We start from the raw sequence: 24,216 nt of genomic DNA, 5'->3' as shown, positions 1-24,216 counted from the left end.
TGGGAGAGCGGTGAGAACGCTCTCTTGAAAAGCGAACGTCGCTCTCACTTCACGAGGGTCGCGTAGACGTTCCGAACTGTTCTAGTATTTATAGAACAGTTGTGAAGGAGGTTCCGTGCTGATCCGAGTCGATCCCGCGAGCGAGACGCCGATCTTCGCCCAGGTCGCGGCGTCCGTCCGCGCCGATGCCGCCGCCGGGCGCCTCCGCCCGGGCGACCGTCTCCCGTCGGCCCGCGACGTCGCCGCCTCGCTCGGCGTCAACCTGCACACGGTGCTGCGCGCCTACCAGCTGCTGCGCGACGAGGGCCTCGTCGACATGCGCCGAGGCCGCGGGGCCGTGGCCACCGACGCGGTCGAGCCCCTCGCCCAGCTGCACCACGACATCGAGGCGCTCGTCGCCCGTGCACGCGCCCTCGCCCTCTCGCCCGACGCCCTCGCCGCCCTCGTCAAGGAGACGTACCGATGACCCGCTCAGACGAATTCCGCACCGCCCGCCGGCGCTTCCTGCTCGTCGCCGCTCTCGCGCCCGTGCTCGTCACGGTCGTCGGCGTCGCCCTCATGCTCGCCTGGCTGCCCGAGGTGCCCTCGACCGTCGCGACGCACTGGAGCGGCGGCGGCGCCCCTGACGCGTTCGCCCCGGCGTGGACGGTGCCGCTCGGCGCCGCGGTGCTCGGCTTCGGCCTCACCGCGCTCTTCGTCGGGTTCATGTTCGCGGGCACCCGCGACGGCCGATGGGGTCCGATGATGCGGCTGCTCGGCGCCTTCTCGCTCGGCACCACCGTGCTGCTCGTCGTGCTGCTGACCTGGTCGCTCGGCATGCAGCGCGGTCTCGACGACCCGGCAGAGGCGCCCGGCGTCGGCATCCCGCTGCTCGTCTCGTCGGGACTCGCCGTGCTCGCGGGGCTCGCCGCCTGGTTCGCCCAGCCCGACACGACGATCGCCGGGCCGCACGCGAGCGAGACCGTCGCACCGCTCGAGCTGCAGCCCGACGAGCGCGCCGTCTGGGTGCGCACCACGACGATGTCGCGTGCGGCGATGATCGCGATCGGGGCGAGCATCGCCGCCCTCGCCATCGGCACGATCGTCTTCGCGGCGGTGGGATCGCCCGTCTGGTGGATCATGCTCGCGACCACCTTGCTGCTCCTGGTGCTGGCGGCCTCGACCTTCGTGTTCCGGGTGCGCATCGACGAGCGCGGCCTCGAGGTGCGCTCGTCGATCGGCGCGCCCTGGTTCCGGGTGCCGCTCGATCAGGTGCGCACGGTGTCGGTGACCGACGTCAACCCGACGGCCGAGTTCGGCGGATGGGGCGTCAGGCTCGCCCCCGACGGCTCCTTCGGCATCGTGCTGCAGAGCGGCGAGGCGCTCCAGGTCGTGCGCGAGAACGGGCGGCGCTTCGTCGTGACGGTGCGCGACGCGGCCACCGCGGCAGCACTGCTCGAAGCGCTCAGCGAACGGGCGCGCCGGCCCCGGCGCTGACCTCGGCACCGGCGCCGCCCGACCGCGCGGCCCTGATGCCCGCGACGACGAGCGGCACGAGCACCAGCACGGCGACGACGTTCACGCCGGCGAAGCCCCCGACGCCGAGCACGAAGCCCGAGAGGGCCGCGGCGATCGCCGCCGAGAGGTTCATCGCCGCGTCGGTGGCGCCCTGCAGTGGCACGCGGATCGACGGGTCGACCGAGCTCGTGAGCAGCGTCGAGCCGCCGATGAGCCCGCACGACCAGCCGAGGCCCAGCAGTCCGAGCGCGAGCGGCACGAGCAGCATGTCGTCGGCCGGGGCGAGGATGCCGACGAGCGTCGCGGACAGCAGCACGCCGACCCCGATGAAGATGACGCGCGACGAGCCGATGCGGTCGGCGAGCCACCCCACGAGGGGGCTCGCGCCGTACATGCCGAGGATGTGGATGCTGATCACCACGCCGATCAGCGTGAGCGAGAGCCCGTGCGCCATCATGTGCACCGGCGTCATGACCATGACCCCGACCATGACGGTGTGCGAGCAGACGATCGCGAGGATCGCGAAGAGCGCGCGCGGGGTCCGCGCCGCGATGCGGAGCGCGTCCCACGCGCCGATCGACCGTGCGGGCGCGGGGCCGGATGCCTCGGCGACCGTCGACGCGGAGACCTCGGCCCCGATCGGCTCGGCGAGGGCGCCCTCGGGCGCACTCCCCTCCTCCGGCGCCCTCCCCTCCCCCGGCGCGGGCACCGGGGCCGGCACGGCGTCGGCGGCGAGCTGCCCCGCCTTCGGCAGGCGCAGCAGCGTCGCGACCAGGAGGGTCGAGAGCGCGAACGCCGCACCCGAGAACAGGAACGGGCCGACGAGCGGCGGAAGCCCCAGCGCCTGGCCGACCGTGTCGCCCGTCTCGGAGAGCAGCGGCCCGGCGACCGAGCCGATCGTCGTCGCCCAGAGCACGAGCGACATCGAACGCGCCTCGAAGCCCGGCGCGGCGACCTCGGTCGCCGCGAAGCGGGCCTGGAGGCCGGCCGCGGTGCCGGCGCCGAAGGCGGCGAGCCCGAGGAACACGAGCGGCACCCACCCGCTCATCGCCGCGACGACGATGAGCACGGCGCCGGTCATGCCGAGGGCGTAGCCCGTCGCGAGGGCGACGTGGCGGCCCGAGCGCACGGCGAGACGGGCGAGCGGGATCGCCGTGATCGCCGCGCCGAGCACGCTCGCCGACTGGGCGAGCCCGCCGAGCACGGCGGCGCCGGTGAGCTCGCCGATGAGCAGGGCGGCGACGGCGATGCCCGATGCGACTCCGACGCCCGCGAGCAGCTGGTTGACGATGAGCACCGCGAGCGACAGGCCGCGGTGCGGCACCGGGGTCGCCCGGGGCATCCGGCTCATTGCGCCGCGCCGCCCTCGACGCCGAAGAACTCCTCCAGGGTCGTCACGCCGCGCTCGTGCATCTCGGTGGCGAGCTCGGCGCCGACGTAGCGGAAGTGCCACGACTCGTGCGGGTAGCCGGTGACCTCGACCTTGTCGGCGGGATACCTGAGGATGAAGCCGAAGCGGTACCCGTTCGCCCTGACCCACTCGCCCTCGGCGCTGTCGTCCATGCACTCGAACGAGCAGCCGCCCTCCGTGCCGATGTCCATCGCGAGGCCGGTCTGGTGCTCGGAGTGCCCGGGCGGCGCCGTCGTCGGGTCGCTGCCGTCGCCGTAGAGCTCGACCTGCGTCTCGTAGCTCCGGTAGGCGCTGTTCGAGGCCAGGTAGTAGTCGGCCTCCTCGGCTGCGGCGGCGAACATCGCGACGACCGCGTCGGAGGCCTCCTGCCGCAGCTCGGGCACCCAGGTGTGCGCGACGGGCACCTCGACGAGGTCGTCGGGCACGTAGTCCTGGGGGTTCAGCGGACGCACCTGGTTGACGACGACCCAGATGCTCGCAGGGTCGTCGAGCGAGTGCGCGGACTTGTCGAAGGTGTCGACCGTCGCGGGCGCCGCGGGCGCGGTCGGCGCCGGGCGCGGGGTCGCGGTCTCATCGGCGGATGCCTCGGGGCCGGCCGCTGCACCGCTGCCGCCCCCGGTTCCGACGACCGCGCCGACGACGAGCACGGCGATCGCGACGAGGACCGCGATCAGCGAGAGCGCGATGGTCATGCGGCGTCGCTGCACCGCCTCGTCGATGGGGGCCTGGCCTGCGGGATCGGACACTCTCACGAGTCTACGCGGGGCCTCCCCGGCGCTCCGGTCCCGACGACCGGCCACTTCCCAGCGGCGTGTGCCGACCGGCCGGATGCGCAGGCGGCGAGCTTCGTGAGAGCGCTCTCTTGACATCTGTCGAAATCACTCGTAGAGTCGCCTCCCGACGGCGTGAGAGCGCTCTCACGTTGATGTGAGAGAGCGCTCTCACCCTTGCACCGAAACACATCCCCACGCACACAACCCACGCACACAAAGGAGTGACCGTGAAGCTCTCACGACGCACCCGCGGTGTCGTCGCCCTCGCCGGCGCGGCATCCATCGCCCTCCTTGCCACCGCCTGCTCCACCGGTGGCGACCAGGGCTCCGACGGCGAGGACATCACCCTCACCATCACCACCTTCGGCACGTTCGGCTACGACGACCTCTACGCGGAGTACGAGGAAGCGAATCCCGGCGTGAAGATCGAGGCGACCAACATCGACACGGGCGGCAACGCCCGTACCGACGCGTTCACGAAGATCGCCGCGGGCTCCGGCCTGAGCGACATCGTCGCGATCGAAGAGGGCTGGCTCGGCGCCATCATGGAGGTCTCCGACCAGTTCGTCGACCTCACCGAGTACGGCATCGAAGACCGCAAGGGCGACTGGGTCGACTGGAAGTACGACCAGGCGACCGACGCCGACGGCCGCGTCATCGGATACGGCACCGACATCGGTCCGACGGGTCTCTGCTACAACGGCCCGGCCTTCGCCGCCGCCGGCCTTCCGACCGACCGCGACGAGGTCGCGGCGCTGCTCGAGGGCGACTGGGCGCACTACTTCGACGTCGGCCGCGAGTACCAGGCCGCGACCGGCAAGGCGTGGTTCGACCAGTCCGGCTTCGTCTGGAACTCGATCGTGAACCAGATGCCCGAGGGCTACTACACGAGCGACGGCGAACTCAACGTCGAAGACAACGCCGAACTCAAGGCGAACTTCGACCTGCTCGCCGCCGCGGTCGGCGACAAGCTCTCGGCTGCGCAGGCCGAGTGGGACTGGAACAGCGGCAAGTCGTTCGTCGACGGCACCTTCGCCACGGCGGTCTGCCCCGGCTGGATGCTCGGCGTCATCCAGGGCAGCACCGAGGCCGGCGGCGGCGACGCCTCCACCGGCTGGGACTTCGCCGACGTGTTCCCGGGCGGCCAGGGCAACTGGGGCGGTGCCTGGCTCTCCGTCCCCGAGACCAGCCAGCACAAGGAGGAGGCCGCGAAGCTCGCCGACTGGCTGACCCAGCCCGAACAGCAGGTCAAGCAGTCCAAGGCCGCCGGCAACTTCCCGAGCACCCTCGACGCCCAGGAGGAGCTCGCGTCCGCAGCCGAGCCCAACGAGTTCTTCAACGGCGCGCCCACCGGTGCGATCCTCGCCAAGCGCGCCGAAGGCGTCGTCGCCCAGTTCAAGGGCGCCGACGACTCGGTGATCCAGGAGAACGTGTTCGGCCCCGTGCTCGACGCCCTCGACCGCGGTGAGGTCGACGCCACCACCGGGTGGGACCAGGCCATCGAGCTCCTCCACGAGCTCGTCGAGGACTGACCGACCGCCCGCGCATTCGGGGTCCCCGGGCTCGCGCCCGGGGACCCCGTCCCGTCCAGATCTCCCCACCCCGAGAACGGCCAGCCATGACCACCACGCTCCGCACACCCCGCGCGGACGCGGCGCCGACCCCGCCGCCCGCAGGCCAGCCCCGACCGACGTTCCGGCAGCGACTGTCCAGGTTCGACCTGAAGGCGTCCCCGTACTTCTACGTCTCCCCCTTCTTCCTCCTCTTCGCCCTCGTCGGCCTCTTCCCGCTCGGGTACACCCTCGTCGTGTCGATGCACGAGTGGGACCTGCTGAAGGGTCAGGGCGCGTTCGTCGGGCTCGACAACTTCGTCGAGATCCTCGGCGACAGCATGTTCTGGAACTCGATCTTCAACACCGTCAGCATCTTCCTGTTGTCCGCGATCCCCCAGCTCATCGTCGCGATCGTCTGCGCGTACCTGCTCGACCAGGGGCTCCGCGCCCCGACCTTCTGGCGCATGGGCGTGCTGCTGCCCTTCGTCGTGACGCCCGTCGCCGTCGCCCTCATCTTCTCGAGCATCTTCAACGAGGCCGACGGTCTCGCGAACAACCTGCTGAACCTCATCGGCATCCCCGATCAGGCGTGGAAGCACGACACCTTCCTCAGCCACGTCGCGATCGCCACGATGGTGAACTTCCGCTGGACCGGCTACAACGCCCTCATCCTGCTCGCGGCCATGCAGGCCGTGCCCCGCGACCTCTACGAGTCCGCCGCGATCGACGGGGCCGGCAGCATCCGACGCTTCTTCTCGATCACGATCCCCTCGATCCGGCCGACCCTCATCTTCGTGATCATCACGGCCACCATCGGCGGCCTGCAGATCTTCGCCGAGCCGAGACTGTTCGACGTCTCGAGCGCGGGCGGCATCGGCGGCAGCGACCGTCAGTTCCAGACGACCGTGCTCTTCATGTGGGAGCTCGCCTTCTTCCGCCGCGACTTCGGCGAAGCCGCCGCCGTCGCGTGGCTGCTGTTCCTGCTGATCGTGGGCTTCGGCCTCGTGAACTTCCTGATCTCGCGGCGCATCGCGACCGGAGAGGGTCGCCCGAACCGCCGCACCCGCCGCGCCCTCGCCAGAGGAGAGAACCGATGAGCACCGCCATTCCCGAGCCGCTGCCCGCCGTCCAGGTCGACGTCGTGGAGCCCGACCAGCCGCGACGCCCCCGCGACGAGCGTCCGGCCGACCCGGCGCCCCGTCGTCGCCGCTCGGGCGTGGCCGGCCTCGGCAGCCGCCCCGGGTTCCTCACCTACGGACTGCTCACCGCGTTCCTCATCGGCAGCGCCTACCCGTTGTGGTGGTCGTTCGTCGTCGGCTCCGGCACGAACTCGACCCGCGGCGAGACCCTTCCGCTCATCCCGGGCGGCAACTTCCTCACCAACGCGCAGAAGGTGTTCGACGCGATCCCGTTCTGGCTCGCGCTCGGCAACTCGATCCTGATCTCGACGATCATCACGATCTCGGTCGTGACCTTCTCGACGCTCGCCGGGTACGCGTTCGCGAAGCTCCGGTTCCGCGGACGCGACGGCCTCCTGGTCTTCGTGGTCGCGACGATGGCGATCCCGACCCAGCTCGGCATCATCCCGCTCTTCATGATCATGAAGGAGCTCGGCTGGACCGGCACGATCGGCGCGGTCATCGTGCCGACGCTCGTCACCGCATTCGGCGTCTTCTTCATGCGGCAGTACCTGGTCGACGTCATTCCCGACGAGCTCATCGAGGCCGCGCGCATGGACGGCGCGAACCAGCTCCGCACCTTCTTCACCGTCGGCCTGCCCGCTGCGCGACCGGCGATGGCGATCCTCGGGCTGTTCACGTTCATGACCGCCTGGACCGACTACCTCTGGCCGCTCATCGTGCTGAGCCCGTCGAACCCCACACTGCAGACCGCACTCAGCCAGCTGCAGTCGGGCTTCTACATCGACTACTCGATCGTGCTGACCGGTGCGGTGATGGCGACCATCCCGCTGCTGATCCTGTTCGTCATCGCCGGAAAGCAGCTGATCTCGGGAATCATGGCAGGAGCAGTGAAGGGATGACCGTCGAACTTCGAGAGGAACGCCAGATGACCGCCACGACGGATGCCACGGGCCGCCGCTTCCCCGACGGGTTCCTGTTCGGCGCGGCCACGGCCGCGTACCAGATCGAGGGCGCCGCCTTCGAGGACGGCCGCCGGGCCTCCATCTGGGACGCCTTCACCCGGGTCCCTGGCGCGGTGCACGGCGCCGACAACGGCGACGTCGCCTGCGACCACTACCACCGGATGCCGCAGGACGTGGCCCTCATGCGCGAGCTCGGGCTCCAGACCTACCGGTTCTCGACGTCGTGGGCGCGGGTGCGCCCCGACGGCGGCGCGGTGAACCCCGCGGGCGTCGACTTCTACTCGCGCCTCGTCGACGAACTGCTCGGCGCCGGCATCAAGCCGTGGCTGACGCTCTACCACTGGGACCTGCCGCAGGCGCTCGAGGAGCTCGGCGGCTGGACGGCCCGCGAGACGAGCGACCGCTTCACCGAGTATGCGCTCTCGCTGCACGACGCGCTCGGCGACCGGGTCACCACCTGGACGACGCTCAACGAGCCGTGGTGCGCGTCGTTCCTCTCGTACACGGGCGGCGAGCACGCGCCGGGCCACCAGAGCGTCGCCGAGGGCCTGCTCGCCTCGCACCACCTGCTGCTCGGCCACGGGCAGGTCGTGCGCGAGCTGCGGGCGCGCGACGCCTCGCTCGACCTGGGGCTCACCCTGAACCACACGGTCGCCGACCCGGCCGACCCGCAGGACCTCGCCGACGTCGACGCCGCACGGCGCCTCGACGGGCAGTTCAACCGCTGGTTCCTCGACCCCGTCTTCCGGGGCGCGTACCCGGCCGACGTCGTCGACGACATCAGGGCCGTCGACGCCGCCGCGGTCGAGCGCTTCGAGGCCGCCGTGCACGACGGCGACCTCGCCGTCATCTCGACGCCGATCGACACGCTCGGCGTGAACTACTACCACGGCGACCTCGTCTCGGCCGCGCCGCCCGCGACGCCGCCGGTCTCGGGCGCACCCGCGAACGCGCGCCCGACGCGCAGCCCCTACCCCGCACCCGACGGCCTCCACTCGGTCGAGCGCGGCCTGCCGCGCACGGCGCAGAACTGGGAGGTGCAGCCCGAGGGCCTCACCCGCCTGCTGCAGCGCATCTGGGACGACTACGCCGAACCGGCCGGGGTCGTGCTCGCCGTCACCGAGAACGGCGCGGCCTACGGCGACGCCGTCACGGTCGACGAGGGCACGGGGGGCATCCGCATCGACGATGCCGACCGCGCGGAGTTCCTGCGCCTGCACCTCGCCGCGACCCTCGACGCCGCGGACGCCGGGGTCGACGTGCGCGGGTTCTTCTACTGGTCGCTGCTCGACAACTTCGAGTGGGCGTGGGGCTACGACAAGCGCTTCGGCATCGTGCACGTCGACTACGACACCCAGGTGCGCACGGTGAAGCTCAGCGGACGCGAGTACGCGCGGATCATTCGCGAACGCGCGCTCTGAACGCAGACCTAGACTGACGACATGGCGAAGGATGCCGCGGGGTCGCCCCCGACCCTCGAGATGGTGGCCCGCGTGGCCGGGGTGTCGCGCGCGACGGTGAGTCGCGTGGTCAACGGCTCGCCGAAGGTCAGCCCCGACATCGTCGAGGCCGTGAACGCCGCGGTCGCCGAGCTGCGCTACGTGCCGAACCGCGCGGCGCGCTCGCTCGCGCGACGCTCGTCGAACGCGATCGCACTCGTGGTGCCCGAAGACGTGACCTGGTTCTTCAGCGACCCCTACTTCGCGACGATCGTGAAGGGCATCACGAGCCGGGTCGACGACAGCGAGTTCGTGCTGAACCTGCTCGTCGCCTCGACCGACCCGCACCAGAAGACCTTGCGCTACCTCAACTCGGGCGTGGTCGACGGCGCGATCGTCATCTCGCACCACGTGGGCGACGCGATCCTCGCCGACACCCGCCCGGCCGTGCCGCTCGTCTTCGGCGGCCGGCCCGCGCTCGACGCCGGACAGGACGACTACTTCGTCGACGTCGACAACCGCGCCGCCGCTGCGGCGGGCACGCGGTACCTCATCGAGCGGGGCCACCGTCGCATCGGGTCGATCACGGGGCCGGTCGACATGCCGGCCGGCATCGACCGCCTCGACGGCTACCTCGACGCCGTGCGCGGCGCCGGGCTCTCCGACGAGCTGTTCGAGACGGCCGACTTCACGGCGGCCGGGGCGACGCTCGCCGCACGGCGCCTGCTCGACCGCGTCGGCGACGACGGGCTCGACGCGCTGTTCGTCGCGAGCGACCTGATGGCGACCGGCGTCATCGGCGAGCTGCGCGAGCGCGGGCTGCGGGTGCCCGACGACGTGGCCGTGGTGGGCTTCGACGACAGCCCCGCCGCGATCGCCGGCCCGGTGGCGCTCACGACCGTCGCGCAGCCCTCCGAGGCGGCGGGCGCGGCGATGGCCGATGTGCTGCTGCGGCTGATCACGGGCGAGGCCGAGGTGCCGCACGCGACGATCCTGCCGACCGAGCTCGTCGTGCGCGAGTCGGCGTAGGGGCCGCCGAGCGCCTGAGTGAAGTCCGGCGCTCAGAGCCGGGCTCGAAGGCGGCTCAGCGCGCCGGACTTCACTCGGACGAGTCAGGACCCGACGAGAACTCGACGCCCGCGACCTCGGCGAAGCGCGCCTGCATGACGGCGATCGCGTCGGGGTGCTCGTCGACGAGCACGAAGCGGCGCCCGAGCGTCGCGGCGACCGCGCCGGTCGTGCCAGAGCCGGCGAAGAAGTCGAGCACCCAGTCGCCCTCGCGGGTCGAGGCCTGCACGATGCGCCGCAGGATGCCCTCGGGCTTCTGCGTCGGGTAGCCGGTCTTCTCCTTGCCGGTGGGCGAGACGATCGTGTGCCACCAGACATCGGTCGGCAGCTTGCCGAGCTCGGCCTTCTCGGGCGTCACGAGCCCCGGGGCCATGTACGGCTCGCGGTCGACCGCGGTCGAGTCGAACCAGTACGCGTCGGGGTTCTTCACGTAGACGAGGATCGTGTCGTGCTTCGTCGGCCAGCGGCGCTTCGACTTCGCGCCGTAGTCGTACGCCCAGATCAGCTCGTTGAGGAAGCACTCGCGCCCGAACAGCGCGTCGAGCAGCACCTTCGCATAGTGCGCCTCGCGGTAGTCGAGGTGCAGGTAGAGGGTGCCGTCGTCGGCGAGCAGGCGCCACGCCTCGACGAGGCGCGGCTCGAGGAACGCCCAGTAGTCGTCGAATCGGTCGTCGTACCGCAGCAGATCGCCGCGGATGCGCTCGTACTGGCGCCCGGCGAAGCCGGTGATGGTGTTCGCGGTGCTCGTGTCGCCGCTCGCCGCCTCGGGTGCGGCCGCCGAGTCGGCCTTCGCGCCCTGCCGCACGTGCCGGGTGGCCTGCCGCGCCTGCGCGCGCCCCGTGTTGAACGGCGGGTCGAGGTAGATGAGCGTGAAGCCGCCCTCGGGCAGCGTGGGCAGTACGGCGAGGTTGTCCGCGTGGATGATGCGGTTCGGTTCGTCGGGGGCCACGCGCTCCAGTCTGCCAGTCGCCCCTCCGGCGGTGGGTCCGGGGGTCAGTGCGGATGCTCGTGGGCGTGCGCGTCGGCGACCTCGCGACCGGCTGCGGGGTCGCCGGCCGCAACGGCGCCCACGACGTCGGCGACCGCCCCGCGCGAGTGCACGACGCGCCCACCCACCATCGTCACCTCGGCGTGCTCGCCGAGCAGTCCCGCCGGGTCGCACTCGTGGGCGTAGAGGTCGCCCGACCAGACGACGAGGTCGGCGTCCATGCCCACGGCGAGCCGGCCCCGGGCGTGCTCGAGATGCCAGGCTCGCGCGCCGTGCACCGTGTAGGCCTCGAGCGAGCGGTCGAGCCCGACGCGCTCCCCCGCCGTCCACGCGTCCGTCCCGTCCAGCGCCGATCGCGTCGCCGCGGAGAACATCCCGACGAGCGGATCCATCTCGCCGACCTGCCAGTCGCTCGAGAAGGCGACGGTGGCGCCGGAGTCGAGCAGGCTCCGGAACCGCCAGGCCCGGCTCCAGCGCTCCTCGCCGACGTTCTCCATCCAGGTGCCGGCGACGAGGTCGGGCGAGCAGTGCCTGGGTTGCATCGCGGCCGTCACCCCGAGCTCGGCGAAGCGCGGCAGGTCGTCGGGGTGCAGGCACTCGACGTGCACGATGCCGTGGCGCCGGTCGACGGTGCCGTTCGCCCGCTGCGCGTGCTCGATCGCATCGAGCGCGAGGCGGATGCCCGCGTCGCCCGTCGCGTGCGTGTGCGTCTGCAGGCCGAGCCGGTCGAGCTCGGTGACGACGTCGACGAGCTCGCGCCCGCCGTTGCCCGCGTGGCTCGGATGGCCGCGCCGGCCGGGCCGGTTCGCGTAGTCGTCGAGCATGAGCGCGGTGTGCGGCTCGATGACGTCGTCGGAGTAGAGCTTGATGGGCCCGAGCCGCAGCAGCCCCGCGGCATCCGACCGCGCAGCAGCATCGTCGATCGTGTCGCGCAGTGTGCGCCGGAAGGCGCCGTCGGCGCCCACCGGGTGGAAGAGCGCCGCGATCACCCGCGAGCTCAGCACGCCCTCGGCGAGCGCCCGCTCGAAGAGCGGCAGCTCGGCGAGCGGCACCTGCGGCTCGACGACGGTCGTGATGCCGAGGGCGGTCGCCATGCGCATGCTCGCCCGCAGCTTGCGGTAGCGGCGTTCGGGCGAGTACATCGGGATGTCCCGCTGCAGCGCAGCGAGCCCCGCGACCGTCATCGCGCTCGTGTAGAAGTCGGTGACCCAGCCGGTCGCCGTGCCGTCGGCGTCGCGCTCGGCGCGGCCCCACGCGATCTCGCCGCCGTCGGCGACGCCGAGCACCTCGAGGGCTCGGCGGTCGAGCCAGACCGAGTGCTGGTCGTACGTCGTCACGAAGATCGGACGGCCGTGCGGGTCGAGCCCCGCGAGGTCGTGGGCGTTCGGGCGGCGGTTCTCGACGATCGCGTAGACGGCGTTCTCGGCGCAGATCCACGGCAGCTCGGGTCGCGCGGCGGCGAATGCGGCGATGCGCCGGCGCACCTCCTCGAGGCTGTGCGCGCCCTCGAGGGAGACGGCGTCCTCGTCGAACCCGAGCAGCAGGTGGTTGTGGCTGTCGATGACCCCGGGGGTCACGAGCCGTCCGTCGGCCGCGACCGTGCGGCGGGCGGCCGGGGCATCCGCCGCCGGGCCGACGTAGGCGATGCGGTCGCCCGAGACGCCGATCGCCTCGGCCCACGGCTGGGCCGGGTCGAAGGTGCGCACGCGGGCGCCGGTGATGAGGAGGTCGAGGGTCATGATGCTGGACTTTCTGCGATCTGCGGTGGTGCGGGCGGTGCGTCGAGGGGTGGATGCCTCGTCGTGACGGGATCACGCAGCCGAGCCGCGCGATCCCGTCAGCGGGCCGTCAGGCGAGTTCGTCGTCCTCGTCGGCGTCGAGCAGGTGCGCGGCTCCGGGGTGGGCGCGCAGGTAGAGGGCGTAGTAGAGGAACCCGGCGACGATGATCGCCGCCGCGATCCCGAGGCTGAGCCACTGCGCCGGGTCGAGGATGCCGATCACGAAGATCGTCGCGATCGCGGCGAGGGCGACGATGGGTGCGAGCGGCCAGAACGGCATGCGGAAGTACGCCGAAGTCGAGGCGCCGGCCGCGGTCTCGCGGTTCGTCTGACGGCGTACGACGATCGCGGCGAGGGCGATGAAGCCGTAGCTGAACGCGAGCGTCGAGCCCGTGGCGTTGAGCAGCACGTCGAACGGCACGAAGCAGGCGGCGAGCGCGAGCGAGCCCATGACCACGGTCGCGACGACCGGCATCTTCGTCGACGGCGAGACCGTGGCCAGCGGCCGCGCGAGTCGGGCGGGCATCGCCTGGTCGCGTGCGGCGGCGAAGAGCAGGCGCCCCGACTGCAGCGCGATCGCGATGATGGCGTTCACGATCGCGAGGGCGATCGCGACGAGCACGACGATCGTGACGGCGTCGCCGGCGCGCTCGGCGAGGAAGGTCTCGACCGGCAGCGCCGCACCGAAGAGGCCCTCGAGCGAGTCGGCGCCGAGCAGGATCGCGGTGAGCGGGATGAGCTCGGCGAGCACCGTGATGAGGGCGCTCCAGAGCACGGCGCGGGCGATCGTGCGTCGGGCGTTGCGGGTCTCCTCGGCGAAGTAGATCGCGCCGCCGTAGCCGTTGTACGAGAAGATGCCCTGCGTGATCGCGAGCACGAGGCCCGCGATGCCGAGCGGGGCGAGGCCGCCGCTCGCGGGGTCGAGCACCTGCGGGTCGAAGAGCGCGGTGACCGGGCGCTCGACGTGGATCAGCCCGAGCACGGCGAGCAGCACGAGCGCGGCCATCTCGACGAAGAGGAAGGCGCCCGTGACCCACGCGTTCGTGCGGATGTTGAAGCACGCCGTCACGGTCGCGAGCACGATGACGATCAGCGCCGTCCACAGCGGGTCGAGCCCCGCGATCGCGACGCCGAGGTAGTCGGCGACGCCGAGCGCGAAGATCGCCACGATGAGCGGCAGCGTGACGAGGTTGATGAAGAACACGGCGGCGCCCGAGGCCGGGCCGAGCACGCGGCTCACGAGCGAGTAGTCGCCGCCCGCGATGGGATGCCGCGAACCGAGCTCGGCGTAGCAGAGCGCGACGAGCAGGCTGATGACGCCGGCCAGGGCGAAGCCCCAGAAGACGCCGGTGCCGTACGTCGCGAGGGCGGCGCCGCCGAGGATGAAGACGCTCGACGCGGGCGAGATGCCCGAGAGCGTGATGAGGACGTTGCCGCCGACGCCGAGCGAGCGCGACAGCTGCCCGCCGTGCGTCGTCGTCGCGGCGGTGTCGAGTGAGGGAGGGGTGGACATGTCGGTCTCTCTTCGTCGGGGGATCCGAGTGGTGCGTGGGTGGGACGGATAATTTGACTCAAGTGTCAAAGAATGCACCGAGCATGGCAGGGCGATCGGTTAGTGTCAAGGCATGGCCCGACCCCGCGACCAGCGCGCGCGACGCGAATCGCTCATCGAGGCGACGTATGCCGCCGGGCGCATGCACGGCCTCCGATCGCTGTCGCTGACCGATGTCGCGGCGCAGGCCGGGCTTACCCGCGGCGCGATCCTCTACTACTACGAAGACCTCGACGCCCTGCTCGTCGAGGCGCACTCGGCCGGCGTCGAGCGCTTCTGCGACCAGCGCGACGCCACGATCGCGGCCCTCGAAGACCCGCGCGAGCAACTCGCCGCGGCGATCGAGGGCGGCCTCCCGAGCGGTCCCGACGACGCGCTCATGAGCCTGCTCTACGAGTTCGACGTGCTCAGCGGCAACTCCGAACTCCACGACGAGCTCGTGCAGAAGCTCTACCTGCGCCAGCTCGAGACGTACCGTCGCATCCTCGCGGCGGGCCGGGCCGCCGGGCTCTTCACCGCGAGGCTCGACGACGAGCAGCTCGCGATGACGTTCGTCGCGCTCGAGGACGCCTACGGACTGCACATCGTCGGCGGCAACGCGCTCATGACGGTCGCGACGGCGGCGGCGGCGATGCGCGCAGTGGCCGCCGAGCTCGGCTGCCCGACCTCGGTCGCGTAGTCGCCGGACGTCGCGGCGTCAGACGTCGAGCCGGATCGAGCCCTTGAAGCGCTCGGCCCGCGCAGGCGCCCCCGAGTCATCCTGCTCGTCGGCGAAGGCGATGCCCTTGTCGCCGTCGGGCGTCGGTGCCGGCGTCGGCAGGCGCTTCTGCCGGTCGAGCTCGACCTGGGCCTCGTACTTGCGCGGCGCGAAGACCTCGTCGCCGATCATCATGACGGCGCTGCCGCTCGGGCGGCCCTTCTTCGTCTTGTCGGAGAGATCGATCCAGCCGCGCTTGACCGCGACGCCGAGCACGACGACGGCGAGGAGCGCGCACAGGAGCCAGATCCACCAATCCACCCGGCGAGTCTAGCGGGGCGACCCTGAGACTTCCTCGCGGGGTCCCGGGGCACGGACTGCCGAGCGTCCTCTGACACTGATCCGCCTGGCGGGTCAGTGTCAGAGCGCGCCGATCACGGCACCCGGTAGAGCCACTCGCGGGTCGCGAACTTCGTCTCGACGAGCGCCTCGGCCTCGGCGAGCTCGTCGGCGGACACGGTGCCGGCCGTCGCGCCGGTGAGCGAGGCGAAGGTCTGCTTCAGGCTCTCGATGATCGCCGCTCGGCTGAGTCCGGTCTGCGAGCGCAGCGGATCGACCCGCTTGGCCGCCGAGGCGATGCCCTTGTCGCTGATCTTCTCGCGACCGATGCGCAGCACCTCGAGCATCTTCTCGTTGTCGAGGTCGTACGCCATGGTGACGTGGTGCAGCACCCCGCCCGAGCCGAGCCGCTTCTGGGCGGCGCCGCCGATCTTGCCCGCCGGGCTCGCGATGTCGTTGAGCGGCTGGTACGTCGCCTCGATGCCGACGTTGCGCAGCCCCTGCAGCACCCAGTCGTCGAGGAACGCATACGAGTCGGCGAAGCTCATGCCCTGCACGAGCTCGGCGGGCACGTAGAGCGAGTAGGTGACGACGTTGCCGCGCTCCATCATCATCGCGCCGCCGCCCGAGATGCGCCGCACGACCTCGAAGCCGTACTTCTCGGCACCCTCGGGGTCGACCTCGTTCTTCACCGACTGGAACGAGCCGATCACGACCGCCGACTCGTCCCACTCCCAGAAGCGCAGGGTGGGCTTGCGGTGCCCCTCCCCGACGCGCGTGGCGAGCACCTCGTCGAGCGCGAGGTGCGTGCGCGGCGGCACGGCGTCGTCGTGCACGATCTCCCACTCGTAGTCGGCCCAGCTCGTCGCCTCGGTGAGCGCACGCCGCACGGCGACCGCGACCGCCTCGGCGGAGAAGCCGAGCATCACGGCGTCGCTGCGGAGGCCCGCGGTGATCGCCGACGCGATCTGCTTCGCGTCGGATGCCGCGGGCAGCCCCTCGAGCGAAGCGTTGATGTCGTCGAGGGCCTCGTCGGGCTCGAGGAAGAAGTCGCCCGCGACGCGGACGTTGCGGAGCGCACCGCCCTCGACGTCGAAGTCCACGATCACGAGCTTGCCGCCGGGCACCTTGTATTCACCGTGCATGCGGTACAGCCTACGGATCACGCGGTGGACGCGTGGCGGGCCGCAGGATGATCGGCCATCGGCACCGACGGTTCTCGGCGTTTCCCCCGATCCATCCTGCGACTCGTTCCCGTTCGTCGACCCCACATGCGTACGCTGGCGGCATGACGACGTTCTTCCTGGCCAGGCACGGCGAGACCGTCTGGCACGCCGAGCACCGCTATGCGGGCAACTCCGACGTGCCGCTCACGCGGCACGGCCTCGGGCAGGCCGCAGCGCTCGGCGCCTGGGCGGTCGGCGCGCAGCTCGACGCGATCGTCGCCTCGCCGCTCAGCCGCGCGCAGAAGTCGGCGGCGCCCGCCGCCGAGACCACGGGACTGCCCGTGCGCAGCGAACCGCGGCTCGTCGAGATCGACTTCGGCGCTGCAGAGGGCCTGACGCCCGACGAGCTCGTCGAGCAGTTCCCCGAGGAGTGGGCGGCGTTCTGCGAGGCGCCGGCGTCGAATCCCTTCCCGGGCGGCGAGACCGGCCGCGCCGGCATCGCCCGTGCGCTGCCCGTCTTCGACGAGCTCGCAACGGAGTTCCCCGACGGCCGAGTGCTCATCGTCGCGCACGCGACGCTCATCCGGCTGCTGTTCTGCGAGCTCGCGGGCATGGACCCCGACGGGTACCGCGACCTGCTGCCCGTGCTCGGCAACTGCAACGTCACCACGATCGTCTACCCGTGGGCGACCCAGTCGCGCGCAGCGCACCATCCCCGCATCCGCCTGCTCGGCTACGACGTGCCGCCGTGGCACGCGGGCGTCTAGCCGCGCGCCCTACGAACACGACGAGGCGCCACCGGGAGACCCGGTGGCGCCTCGTCGGCCGTGACTCCGGCTATTCCTGCCAGGGCACGTCGGGCGCCTTGTAGTAGCCGATCCCCATCTCGTCCCAGCGGTCGGCGTGGGCGACGATGCGACGCTCGAAGTCGTCGAACGAGCGCACCTCGGGCGCCGACCAGCCGACCTCGGCGATCGCCGGCATGCGCGGGAAGCTGACGAAGTCGGCGTACTGCGAGACCGGGATGAACTGGTCGAGCGAGGTCGGCAGCTTCGTCGAGCCGTAGTACGCCCGGTCGGCCCAGAGCGCCGCCTCGACGCCCTCGATCTGCTCCTCGGTCGCGAGCGACACGCTGCCGTCGACGCTCGAGGTCACCGAGATCGGGTCCCAGTCGTAGGAGCGCTCGAGGTCGACGAGCCCGGCCCAGCTGAGCCCGTAGGGCACGGTCGCGTCGTACTTCATGTCGAGGTACGAGCGGTCTGCCGGCGACGCCACGACCGTCGCGCCCTGTGCGAGCGCGTTGCGGAGCTCGCGCACGTCGGGCCGCTCGTTCGGAGTGCCGATCGACGCCTGGTCGCCCGCGTCGGCCCACCACTGCATGATCGCGCCCTCGGGAAGCGGCGAGGCGCCGATCTGGTGCCAGCCCATGATGCGCTTGCCCTGCTCGGTGAGGATCTCGGAGGAGGTCTCGACGTACCAGTCCATCTGCTCCTGCGTCGTCGACGGCACCTCGTCGCCGCCGATGTGCACGATGTCGGAGGAGCTCTGCTGCGCCGCCTCGGTGAACACGTCCTGCAGGTAGGCCCGCACCTCGGCGCGCTTCTCGGGCGAGAGGCAGATGGTCGGCAGGCCGACGTCGAAGCCCGAGTACGGAGCTGTGGCCTTGCCGTCGCAGTTGATCTCGGGGATCGAGGCCTTCGCCGCCATCGCGTGGCTCGGCCCGTCGATCTCGGGCACGACCTCGATGAAGTGCTCGGCGGCGTAGTCGACGATCTCGCGGAAGTCGGCCTTCGTGTAGAACCAGGGCCCGCCCGTGCCGGGCTTCCAGCCGCTCTGGGTCGACGCGCCGATCTGCGTGAGCTCGGGGCGCGCGTCGACCGTCAGGCGCCAGCCCTGGTCGTCGGTGAGATGCATGTGCAGTGCGTTGTACTTGTAGAGCGCCATCTGGTCGATGAACCGCTTGACGTCCTCGACGGGGTAGAAGCGGCGGCCGACGTCGAGCATCGCGCCGCGGTAGTCGTAGCGCGGCGCATCTCCGATGCTGACCGCGGGCACCGCCCAGTCGATGCCGGATGCCCCGGCGGACTCGATCTCGTCGGGCAGGAGCTGACGCAGGGTGGTCACTCCGCGGAACAGCCCCTCGGCGCTGTGCGCCTCGATCGAGACGCGCGCGCCCTCGGCCTCCAGGCGGTAGCCCTCGTCGCCCAGGGCTGCGTCGCCGCGGGTCGACAGCACGATGGTCGCACCCTGGGATGCCCCCGCCGCGCGCTGCCCGACGGGCACGGCGTAGCCCGTGGCATCCCGGAGCAGCTCGGCGAGGCCCTCGCCGACCTCGGCGGCGCCGTCGTCACGGGGGTGGACCTTGATGACGCTGCCCGGCCCGAGCTCGACGGGCGCGCCCGCGCCGCCGGTCAGCTCGGTCGGTGCGGGGATGAGCGCGACCCCGGTGAGCTCGTCGCCGGCGCCCGTGGCGTCGGCGGCGTTGGCCGGGATCGGTGCGGCGATGAGCGCGAGCGCTCCTACGGCGACGGTTGCGGCGAGCGCGGTGGCGCGGGGCCGTCTGGACATCGGTGTCCTCCTCGAGCATCGGCGGTCAGGTGGTCCCGGGTTTCCTCGAAGCTAACGAGCGATGAGCGAGTATGTCAATACTCGGCGTGATTCGATCAGTTGCATGCACCTCGGGTGATCATTCGCTCAGATGCACCGGCGCTCCCTCGGCCTGTTCGGGCTCGCCGTAGACTGCGCGGATGGACGACGACGACCGGAATCCGGACCCGAGTTCACCGGCGGCTCCCCCGGTGGCCGCCCCGAAGGACCCGCCGTACCAGGCCGTCGCCCCGAACCTCGACCGACTCTCGCGCGACTCGCTGAAGCCCGGCACGGTCAGCCGCCGGCGCATCGGGCGCGCGGCGATCGGGCTCGTCATCGTGCTCGCCGTCGTCGCGGCGATCATCGTCTGGACGCTCGTCGCCTGAGCCTCCGGGCCGTTCGCGCCGCGGCCGGCCGGAGCCGGCTCAGTCGACCGCGAACCGCTCGTCGAGCCAGCGCACGAGGTCGGCCCGCACCTCGTCGCGGTTCGTCTCGTTGAACGGCTCGTGCCGCGCGCCGTCGTACACGATGACCTCGACGTCGCGCAGGCCCGACCGTCGCACGTAGGCCTCAGCCAGCCGGCGCACGCTGCGCTCCCCGCCGACGGCGCACTCGGTGCCGCTCATGATGAGCACGGGCAGCTCGGGCGGCAGGTCGCGGGCGGGCAGCCCCATCAGGCGCAGCGTGTCGGGCAGCCCGAACAGCTTCGGCAGCGACACCTCCGTCGTGTACGGGTCTGCCATGAACGCGGCGGCGACCTCCGGGTCGCGGCTCAGCCACTCCATCGGCGTCGGCCCGGTGTGCCCGAAGCGCGTGTTGCTCGGCGAGTGCAGGTCGAACGGCGTGCGGTACGCGGTGCCCGTGAGCACGAACCCGTCGTACTTCTCGGGGCTGCGGTTCATGATGATCTGCCCGAGGAACGAGCCCCACGACTGGCCGAGGTAGACGAGCGGCACGTCGGGGCCCTCTTCGCCGCGGATGACGCCGGTGAACTGCTCGACGGCGTCGACGGCCGCCCGGAGTCCGCCGGGCCCGAGCCGGCCCATGCGCGAGAGGTCGCCGCCGTGCTGCTCGAATCCGGTCTGGCCGTGGCCGCGGTGATCGTCGGCCCAGACCGAGTACCCCGCGGCGTTCAGCGCTTCGACGAGTTCGCCGTAGCGCCCGATGTGCTCGCCGACGCCGTGGGCGAGCTGGATCACCGCACTCGGCTCGGCGACGCGCCACGACTCGTAGTGGACTCGGACCCCGTGCGCGTCGGTGAAGGTCGGCATGTGGTCATTGTGGCAGGCCGTTCGTCCTGAACTGCGACGACCTCTTGACGGCGGTGATTTCGGAGTGATCTTATTTGAACGTTTGACGGTTCAAAACGTCAGAAACCATCACTTCCGAGAATGCGAGCAACGATGCAGCAACCTGGAACACGCGCCGCGGGCCGACCGCGGCGCACCACCGCCCTCGGCCTCGCGGCGCTCGTCGCGATGACGGGCTTCAGCGCCGTCGCCTTCGCGGTCGGCACCCCGACCGAGCCGGCCGCCGCCGCCTCGTCAGAGCCCACGCCGATCACCCCGAAGAAGGTCAATCCCGAGGTCCCCGTCGACGAGTCGGGCGAGACGCTCGGCGCCGTGACCGACGTCACCGCCGACGGCGCGAGCGTCACGCTCGAGGCCGAGCACGGCGCCATCCGCGCCACCTTCCTCGACGAGCGCACGCTGCGGCTCGAGGCCACGCCGACCGGCGAGTTCACCGACCCGGCGAACACCCCGCAGAACGACCCGGCGCGCACGGCGAACATCGTCGTCGGCGCCGACGACTTCGACGAGGCATCCGTCGACGTCGTCGAGGGCGACACCATCACCGTCGCGACCGAGCAGGTCTCGCTCGAGATCGACCGCGCCACAGGCGCGACGACGCTGAAGCGCGCCGACGGCTCGGTCGTCTGGGCCGAGTCCGAGGCCCTGACCTTCGGCAGCGGGTCGACGACCCAGCACCTGTCCGCGGTCGACGGCGAGCAGTTCCTCGGCGGCGGCATGCAGAACGGCCGGTCGATCCACACGGGCGCGACCATCAACGTGGCCCGCAGCTACGACTGGGACGACGACGGCTACCCGAACGCGGTGCCCTACTACATGTCGTCCAACGGCTACGGAGTCCTCCGCAACACCTTCGCCGCAGGCAGCTACGACTTCGCCGGCGGCACGACGACGCACGCCGAGGCGCGCTTCGACGCGTACTACTTCGTCGGCGACTACACCGACGCGCTCGACGGCTACACGAAGCTCACCGGCCGTCCGGCGATGCCCCCGGTGTACGCGCTCGAGTACGGCGACGCCGACTGCTACAACCGATCGAGCCCCACGTACACGGCGTACCGCGATCCGGCGAAGCTCCGCACCCCGCAGGCGCTCGAGATCGCGAAGGACTTCGTCGAGCACGACATGCCCGCCGGCTGGATGCTGGTGAACGACGGTTACGGCTGCGAGTACCAGGAGCTGCCCGAGACCGTCGACGCGATCGAGTCCGAGACGGCGCTGAAGACCGGTCTCTGGACGCAGCGCTCGCTGACCGAGCAGGAGTACGAGGTCGGCGAGGCCGGCGTCCGGCTCCGCAAGCTCGACGTGGCCTGGGTCGGCGCCGGCTACCGGCTCGCGCTCACCGGCTGCGAGGCCGCCCACGGCGGCATCGAGCAGTACTCCGACGCGCGCGGCACCTCGCTCATGGTCGAGGGCTGGGCGGGCTCGCAACGCTGCGGCATGCAGTGGACCGGCGACCACTCGGGCAACCTCGACGCCGTGCGCTGGCAGGTCTCGGCGCTCACCGGCGCGGGCAACTCGGGCCTGCCCTTCACGACGGGCGACGTCGACGGCATCTTCGGCGGCTCCGCCGAGAGCTACGTGCGCGACCTGCAGTGGAAGGCCTTCGCCCCCGCGCTCTACTCGATGAGCGGCTGGGCCTCGGTCGACAAGCGCCCCTGGCTCTACGGCGAGCAGGCGACCGCGATCAACCGCTCGTACCTGCAGCTGCGCCAGCAGCTCATGCCGTACATCTACTCGCTCGCAGCCGAGTCGCACCGCAGCGGCCTGCCGATGATGCGCTCGCTCGCGCTCGAGTACCCGAACGACTCGGGTTCGTACAGCGTCGAGGCGAACAACGAGTTCCTGCTCGGGAGCGACTACCTCGTCGCCCCGGTCTTCACGAAGACCACTGTTCGCAACGGCATCTACCTGCCCGAGGGCGAACAGTGGGTCGACTACTGGACGGGCAAGCTCTACGAGGGGGGCCAGGTGCTGAACGGGCACCCGGCGCCGCTCGACAAGCTGCCGATCTTCGTGCGCGCCGGCGCGCTCGTGCCGCAGGGCATCGTCGCCCGCAACGCGTCGCTCGTGCCCGAGGACTCGCCCATCACCCTGTCGGTCTACCCGCAGGGCGAGAGCGAGTTCGCGCTCTACGAGGACGACGAGGTGACGCGCGGCTACGCCGACGGCGAGTCGAGCACCCAGCGCTTCGCGGTCGACGCACCCGAGGCCGGCAAGAAGGGCACCGTGCGCATCGAGATCGGCGAGCGCGAGGGCGACTACGACGGCAAGGCCGAGTCGCGGCCCTACCGCGTCGAGGCGCACACCGGCTCGGAGCCCAAGACCGTCAAGCTCGGCAGCGCGACGCTGCCGCGCGTCGACGACGTCGCCGAGCTCGACGAGGCGCCCGGCTGGGCGTTCCTCCCCGAGCAGGCGGGCGGGGTCGTGGTGATCTCGACCGGCGCGATCGACTCGAACGAGTCGGTGCGGCTGACCCTCACCGACACGAGCGGCGTCGGCGGCCAGGACGCCGACCTCGCCGCGGCATCCGTCGCCGTCGACCTCGTCGACCGCGTCTTCCAGGGCGACGAGACCACCGTCTCGGCGACCTTCACCAACACCGGCTCCAAGGCGAAGGACGACGTCGTGCTGACGCCCGTCGCGCCCGAGGGCTGGACGCTGGTCTCGTCGAACGGCGCGGAGGCGGGCACGGTCAAGAAGGGCGGCACCGCGAGCGCCGAGTTCGTCTTCGAGGTCACGGATGCCGCGGCCGCCGACCTGCAGACCGTCGCCGTCGAGGCGGCGTACGCGTCGAAGGGCCGGCAGCACACGATGACGGGCGCCAACCAGCTCTACGTCGCGTACGGCTCGCTCGCGGGGGCGTACAACGCCGACGCGATCAGCGAGATCGCGACGGCGAAGGCGGCGAACTTCGACGGCGGCGGCGCGAGCTTCTCGGCCGAGGCGCTCGCGCGGGCCGGGGTCACCCCCGGCTCGACGGTCACCGTCGGCACCGGCGACGCGGCGATCGAGTACACGTGGCCGGCTCCCTCGGGCCCGGCCGACTCGGTCTCGCCCGCGGGGCAGACCATCGCGCTCTCGGGCACGGGCACGCACCTGGCCATCCTCGCCTCGGCGGCGACGGGCGGCGGGGTGAACCCCGAGCTCGAGCTGCACTACGCCGACGGCACCGTGGCGAAGCAGAGCGTGTACTTCCCGAACTGGCTGCTGCAGGCCTCGGGCCTGCAGGGGTCGACGGTCGCGATCACCTCGCTCGGACGCAACAGCGCGACGAACCCGAACGTGTACGAGTACCCGACGGGCAAGTACCAGGTGTACTCGAACGTGCTGCGGCTCAACCCGTCGAAGGAGCTCGCCTACGTCGTGCTGCCGACCGAGTCGCGGATGAAGATCTTCGACTGGAAGGTCGTCGACCAGCCGCTGCCGACGCCGCCGTCGGGCACGGTCTTCGCCTCCGAGCTGCAGTGGCTGAACGCCACGAACGGCTGGGGCGTCATCGGCAAGGACGTGGCGAACAAGGACGCCGCGAACTCGCCCGACGTGCCGCTCGCGATCAACTACGTCGACCCGGCGACCGGGGCGAACCCGACGTACGAGAAGGGTCTCGGGGTGCACGCGCTCTCGAAGATCACGTACTACGTCGGCGGGGCGTGCTCGGCCTTCACGGCCGACGTGGGCCTCGAGGCGAAGTTCGCCGGCAACGTCATCTTCAAGGTCGACGCCGACGGCGAGAACCGCTACCAGTCGCGCACGTTCACGCCCGGGTTCGCGCCCGAGTCGGTGAACGTCGACCTGAGCGGCGTGCAGTACGTCGACCTGGTCGTCGAGGCGCCCGGCAGCATCAACGGCGCCCACGGGGTGTGGGGCGACGCGAAGTTCACCTGCGACTGAGGCACTGCCTCCGGGGGGCCCGCGCGATCACCGCGCGGGCCCTTCGTCGTCGATCCGG

At 71.4% G+C, this 24,216-nt stretch carries 20 protein-coding genes; 11 read left to right on the top strand and 9 right to left on the bottom strand.

Annotation, left to right across the window (positions count from 1 at the left end):
- Window positions 1-115 precede the first annotated feature (115 nt).
- The gene (locus ACFVTH_RS08550; protein ID WP_387089190.1) at window positions 116-466 is read left to right on the top strand and encodes a GntR family transcriptional regulator; all 351 of its coding nucleotides are present in this window, start codon (window positions 116-118) and stop codon (window positions 464-466) included.
- Complete coding sequence (locus tag ACFVTH_RS08545) at window positions 463-1,476, top strand: DUF1648 domain-containing protein (RefSeq protein WP_387089187.1); 1,014 nt, start codon at window positions 463-465, stop codon at window positions 1,474-1,476. The genes ACFVTH_RS08550 and ACFVTH_RS08545 overlap by 4 nt, the downstream gene beginning before the upstream one ends.
- On the opposite strand, the gene ACFVTH_RS08540 is transcribed toward ACFVTH_RS08545, so the two are convergent.
- Both ACFVTH_RS08540 and ACFVTH_RS08535 read right to left on the bottom strand, forming a co-directional pair.
- Window positions 1,445-2,839 (bottom strand): MFS transporter, encoded by a 1,395-nt coding sequence (locus ACFVTH_RS08540; RefSeq protein WP_387089185.1) that lies wholly within the window; start codon window positions 2,837-2,839, stop codon window positions 1,445-1,447. The genes ACFVTH_RS08545 and ACFVTH_RS08540 overlap by 32 nt on opposite strands.
- A gap of 5 nt (window positions 2,840-2,844) precedes the next feature.
- Entirely contained in the window at window positions 2,845-3,654 is an 810-nt protein-coding gene (locus ACFVTH_RS08535) for a M15 family metallopeptidase (RefSeq protein ID WP_387089182.1), read from the bottom strand.
- 254 nt (window positions 3,655-3,908) lie between these two features.
- On the opposite strand from ACFVTH_RS08535, the gene ACFVTH_RS08530 reads away from it, so the two are divergent.
- The 5 genes from ACFVTH_RS08530 to ACFVTH_RS08510 all read left to right on the top strand — a co-directional run bounded on the left by ACFVTH_RS08530 (window position 3,909) and on the right by ACFVTH_RS08510 (window position 9,806).
- The gene (locus ACFVTH_RS08530) at window positions 3,909-5,213 is read left to right on the top strand and encodes an ABC transporter substrate-binding protein (protein ID WP_387089179.1); all 1,305 of its coding nucleotides are present in this window, start codon (window positions 3,909-3,911) and stop codon (window positions 5,211-5,213) included.
- Window positions 5,214-5,299: 86 nt separating this feature from the next.
- Entirely contained in the window at window positions 5,300-6,331 is a 1,032-nt protein-coding gene (locus ACFVTH_RS08525) for a carbohydrate ABC transporter permease (RefSeq protein ID WP_387089176.1), read from the top strand.
- The gene (locus tag ACFVTH_RS08520; RefSeq protein WP_387089173.1) at window positions 6,328-7,275 is read left to right on the top strand and encodes a carbohydrate ABC transporter permease; all 948 of its coding nucleotides are present in this window, start codon (window positions 6,328-6,330) and stop codon (window positions 7,273-7,275) included. The genes ACFVTH_RS08525 and ACFVTH_RS08520 overlap by 4 nt, the downstream gene beginning before the upstream one ends.
- 26 nt (window positions 7,276-7,301) lie before the next feature.
- On the top strand, window positions 7,302-8,759 hold the full coding sequence (locus ACFVTH_RS08515; RefSeq protein WP_387089170.1) for a GH1 family beta-glucosidase: 1,458 nt from the start codon (window positions 7,302-7,304) through the stop codon (window positions 8,757-8,759).
- A 21-nt stretch (window positions 8,760-8,780) separates the two neighbouring features.
- Entirely contained in the window at window positions 8,781-9,806 is a 1,026-nt protein-coding gene (locus ACFVTH_RS08510) for a LacI family DNA-binding transcriptional regulator (protein WP_387089167.1), read from the top strand.
- 70 nt (window positions 9,807-9,876) lie between these two features.
- Here ACFVTH_RS08510 and ACFVTH_RS08505 read toward each other — a convergent pair whose 3' ends face one another.
- The 3 genes from ACFVTH_RS08505 to ACFVTH_RS08495 form a co-directional block, all read right to left on the bottom strand.
- Entirely contained in the window at window positions 9,877-10,794 is a 918-nt protein-coding gene (locus ACFVTH_RS08505; RefSeq protein WP_387089164.1) for a DNA-methyltransferase, read from the bottom strand.
- A gap of 44 nt (window positions 10,795-10,838) precedes the next feature.
- A complete protein-coding gene (locus ACFVTH_RS08500; protein WP_387089161.1) occupies window positions 10,839-12,572 on the bottom strand; it encodes an amidohydrolase in 1,734 nt (577 codons plus the stop codon).
- Window positions 12,573-12,681: 109 nt separating this feature from the next.
- Entirely contained in the window at window positions 12,682-14,124 is a 1,443-nt protein-coding gene (locus tag ACFVTH_RS08495) for an APC family permease (protein ID WP_387089158.1), read from the bottom strand.
- A gap of 112 nt (window positions 14,125-14,236) precedes the next feature.
- Here ACFVTH_RS08495 and ACFVTH_RS08490 point away from each other — a divergent pair, with 112 nt between their 5' ends.
- Window positions 14,237-14,842, top strand: coding sequence for a TetR/AcrR family transcriptional regulator (locus ACFVTH_RS08490; RefSeq protein ID WP_387089155.1), 606 nt, complete (start codon window positions 14,237-14,239; stop codon window positions 14,840-14,842).
- An 18-nt stretch (window positions 14,843-14,860) separates the two neighbouring features.
- On the opposite strand, the gene ACFVTH_RS08485 is transcribed toward ACFVTH_RS08490, so the two are convergent.
- Window positions 14,861-15,181: a hypothetical protein gene (locus tag ACFVTH_RS08485; RefSeq protein ID WP_387089152.1), complete on the bottom strand. Its 321-nt coding sequence runs from the start codon at window positions 15,179-15,181 to the stop codon at window positions 14,861-14,863.
- 113 nt (window positions 15,182-15,294) lie between these two features.
- A complete protein-coding gene (locus tag ACFVTH_RS08480) occupies window positions 15,295-16,344 on the bottom strand; it encodes a biotin/lipoate A/B protein ligase family protein (RefSeq protein WP_387089149.1) in 1,050 nt (349 codons plus the stop codon).
- Between the two features lie 143 nt (window positions 16,345-16,487).
- Between ACFVTH_RS08480 and ACFVTH_RS08475 the strand changes: the two genes are divergently transcribed.
- Window positions 16,488-17,132, top strand: coding sequence for a histidine phosphatase family protein (locus tag ACFVTH_RS08475; RefSeq protein ID WP_387089146.1), 645 nt, complete (start codon window positions 16,488-16,490; stop codon window positions 17,130-17,132).
- A 70-nt stretch (window positions 17,133-17,202) separates the two neighbouring features.
- Here the strand turns inward: ACFVTH_RS08475 and ACFVTH_RS08470 are convergent, their stop codons facing one another.
- A complete protein-coding gene (locus ACFVTH_RS08470; RefSeq protein ID WP_387089143.1) occupies window positions 17,203-18,933 on the bottom strand; it encodes a beta-N-acetylhexosaminidase in 1,731 nt (576 codons plus the stop codon).
- Window positions 18,934-19,112: 179 nt separating this feature from the next.
- Between ACFVTH_RS08470 and ACFVTH_RS08465 the strand changes: the two genes are divergently transcribed.
- Window positions 19,113-19,340, top strand: coding sequence for a hypothetical protein (locus ACFVTH_RS08465; protein ID WP_387089140.1), 228 nt, complete (start codon window positions 19,113-19,115; stop codon window positions 19,338-19,340).
- Window positions 19,341-19,379: 39 nt separating this feature from the next.
- Here the strand turns inward: ACFVTH_RS08465 and ACFVTH_RS08460 are convergent, their stop codons facing one another.
- Window positions 19,380-20,225 (bottom strand): alpha/beta hydrolase, encoded by an 846-nt coding sequence (locus ACFVTH_RS08460; protein WP_387089137.1) that lies wholly within the window; start codon window positions 20,223-20,225, stop codon window positions 19,380-19,382.
- Window positions 20,226-20,357: 132 nt separating this feature from the next.
- Between ACFVTH_RS08460 and ACFVTH_RS08455 the strand changes: the two genes are divergently transcribed.
- Window positions 20,358-24,158 carry an NPCBM/NEW2 domain-containing protein gene (locus ACFVTH_RS08455; protein ID WP_387089134.1) on the top strand — a complete coding sequence of 1,267 codons (3,801 nt, stop codon included), beginning with the start codon at window positions 20,358-20,360 and terminating at the stop codon, window positions 24,156-24,158.
- The last annotated feature ends 58 nt before the right edge of the window (window positions 24,159-24,216 follow it).

It is taken from the genome of Agromyces sp. NPDC058104 (assembly GCF_042884835.1).
GTDB lineage: Bacteria > Actinomycetota > Actinomycetes > Actinomycetales > Microbacteriaceae > Agromyces.
This window is presented reverse-complemented; position numbering and strand designations above follow the sequence as displayed.

What these genes read in the sequence shown, in the direction of transcription:
- ACFVTH_RS08545 (WP_387089187.1), top strand. Translation starts at nt 463, where the DNA reads ATGACCCGCTCAGACGAATTCCGCACCGCCCGCCGGCGCTTCCTGCTC.
- ACFVTH_RS08540 (WP_387089185.1), bottom strand. Translation starts at nt 2,839, where the DNA reads ATGCCCCGGGCGACCCCGGTGCCGCACCGCGGCCTGTCGCTCGCGGTG.
- ACFVTH_RS08525 (WP_387089176.1), top strand. Translation starts at nt 5,300, where the DNA reads ATGACCACCACGCTCCGCACACCCCGCGCGGACGCGGCGCCGACCCCG.
- ACFVTH_RS08520 (WP_387089173.1), top strand. Translation starts at nt 6,328, where the DNA reads ATGAGCACCGCCATTCCCGAGCCGCTGCCCGCCGTCCAGGTCGACGTC.
- ACFVTH_RS08515 (WP_387089170.1), top strand. Translation starts at nt 7,302, where the DNA reads ATGACCGCCACGACGGATGCCACGGGCCGCCGCTTCCCCGACGGGTTC.
- ACFVTH_RS08510 (WP_387089167.1), top strand. Translation starts at nt 8,781, where the DNA reads ATGGCGAAGGATGCCGCGGGGTCGCCCCCGACCCTCGAGATGGTGGCC.
- ACFVTH_RS08500 (WP_387089161.1), bottom strand. Translation starts at nt 12,572, where the DNA reads ATGACCCTCGACCTCCTCATCACCGGCGCCCGCGTGCGCACCTTCGAC.
- ACFVTH_RS08495 (WP_387089158.1), bottom strand. Translation starts at nt 14,124, where the DNA reads ATGTCCACCCCTCCCTCACTCGACACCGCCGCGACGACGACGCACGGC.
- ACFVTH_RS08490 (WP_387089155.1), top strand. Translation starts at nt 14,237, where the DNA reads ATGGCCCGACCCCGCGACCAGCGCGCGCGACGCGAATCGCTCATCGAG.
- ACFVTH_RS08480 (WP_387089149.1), bottom strand. Translation starts at nt 16,344, where the DNA reads ATGCACGGTGAATACAAGGTGCCCGGCGGCAAGCTCGTGATCGTGGAC.
- ACFVTH_RS08475 (WP_387089146.1), top strand. Translation starts at nt 16,488, where the DNA reads ATGACGACGTTCTTCCTGGCCAGGCACGGCGAGACCGTCTGGCACGCC.
- ACFVTH_RS08470 (WP_387089143.1), bottom strand. Translation starts at nt 18,933, where the DNA reads ATGTCCAGACGGCCCCGCGCCACCGCGCTCGCCGCAACCGTCGCCGTA.
- ACFVTH_RS08465 (WP_387089140.1), top strand. Translation starts at nt 19,113, where the DNA reads ATGGACGACGACGACCGGAATCCGGACCCGAGTTCACCGGCGGCTCCC.
- ACFVTH_RS08460 (WP_387089137.1), bottom strand. Translation starts at nt 20,225, where the DNA reads ATGCCGACCTTCACCGACGCGCACGGGGTCCGAGTCCACTACGAGTCG.
- ACFVTH_RS08455 (WP_387089134.1), top strand. Translation starts at nt 20,358, where the DNA reads ATGCAGCAACCTGGAACACGCGCCGCGGGCCGACCGCGGCGCACCACC.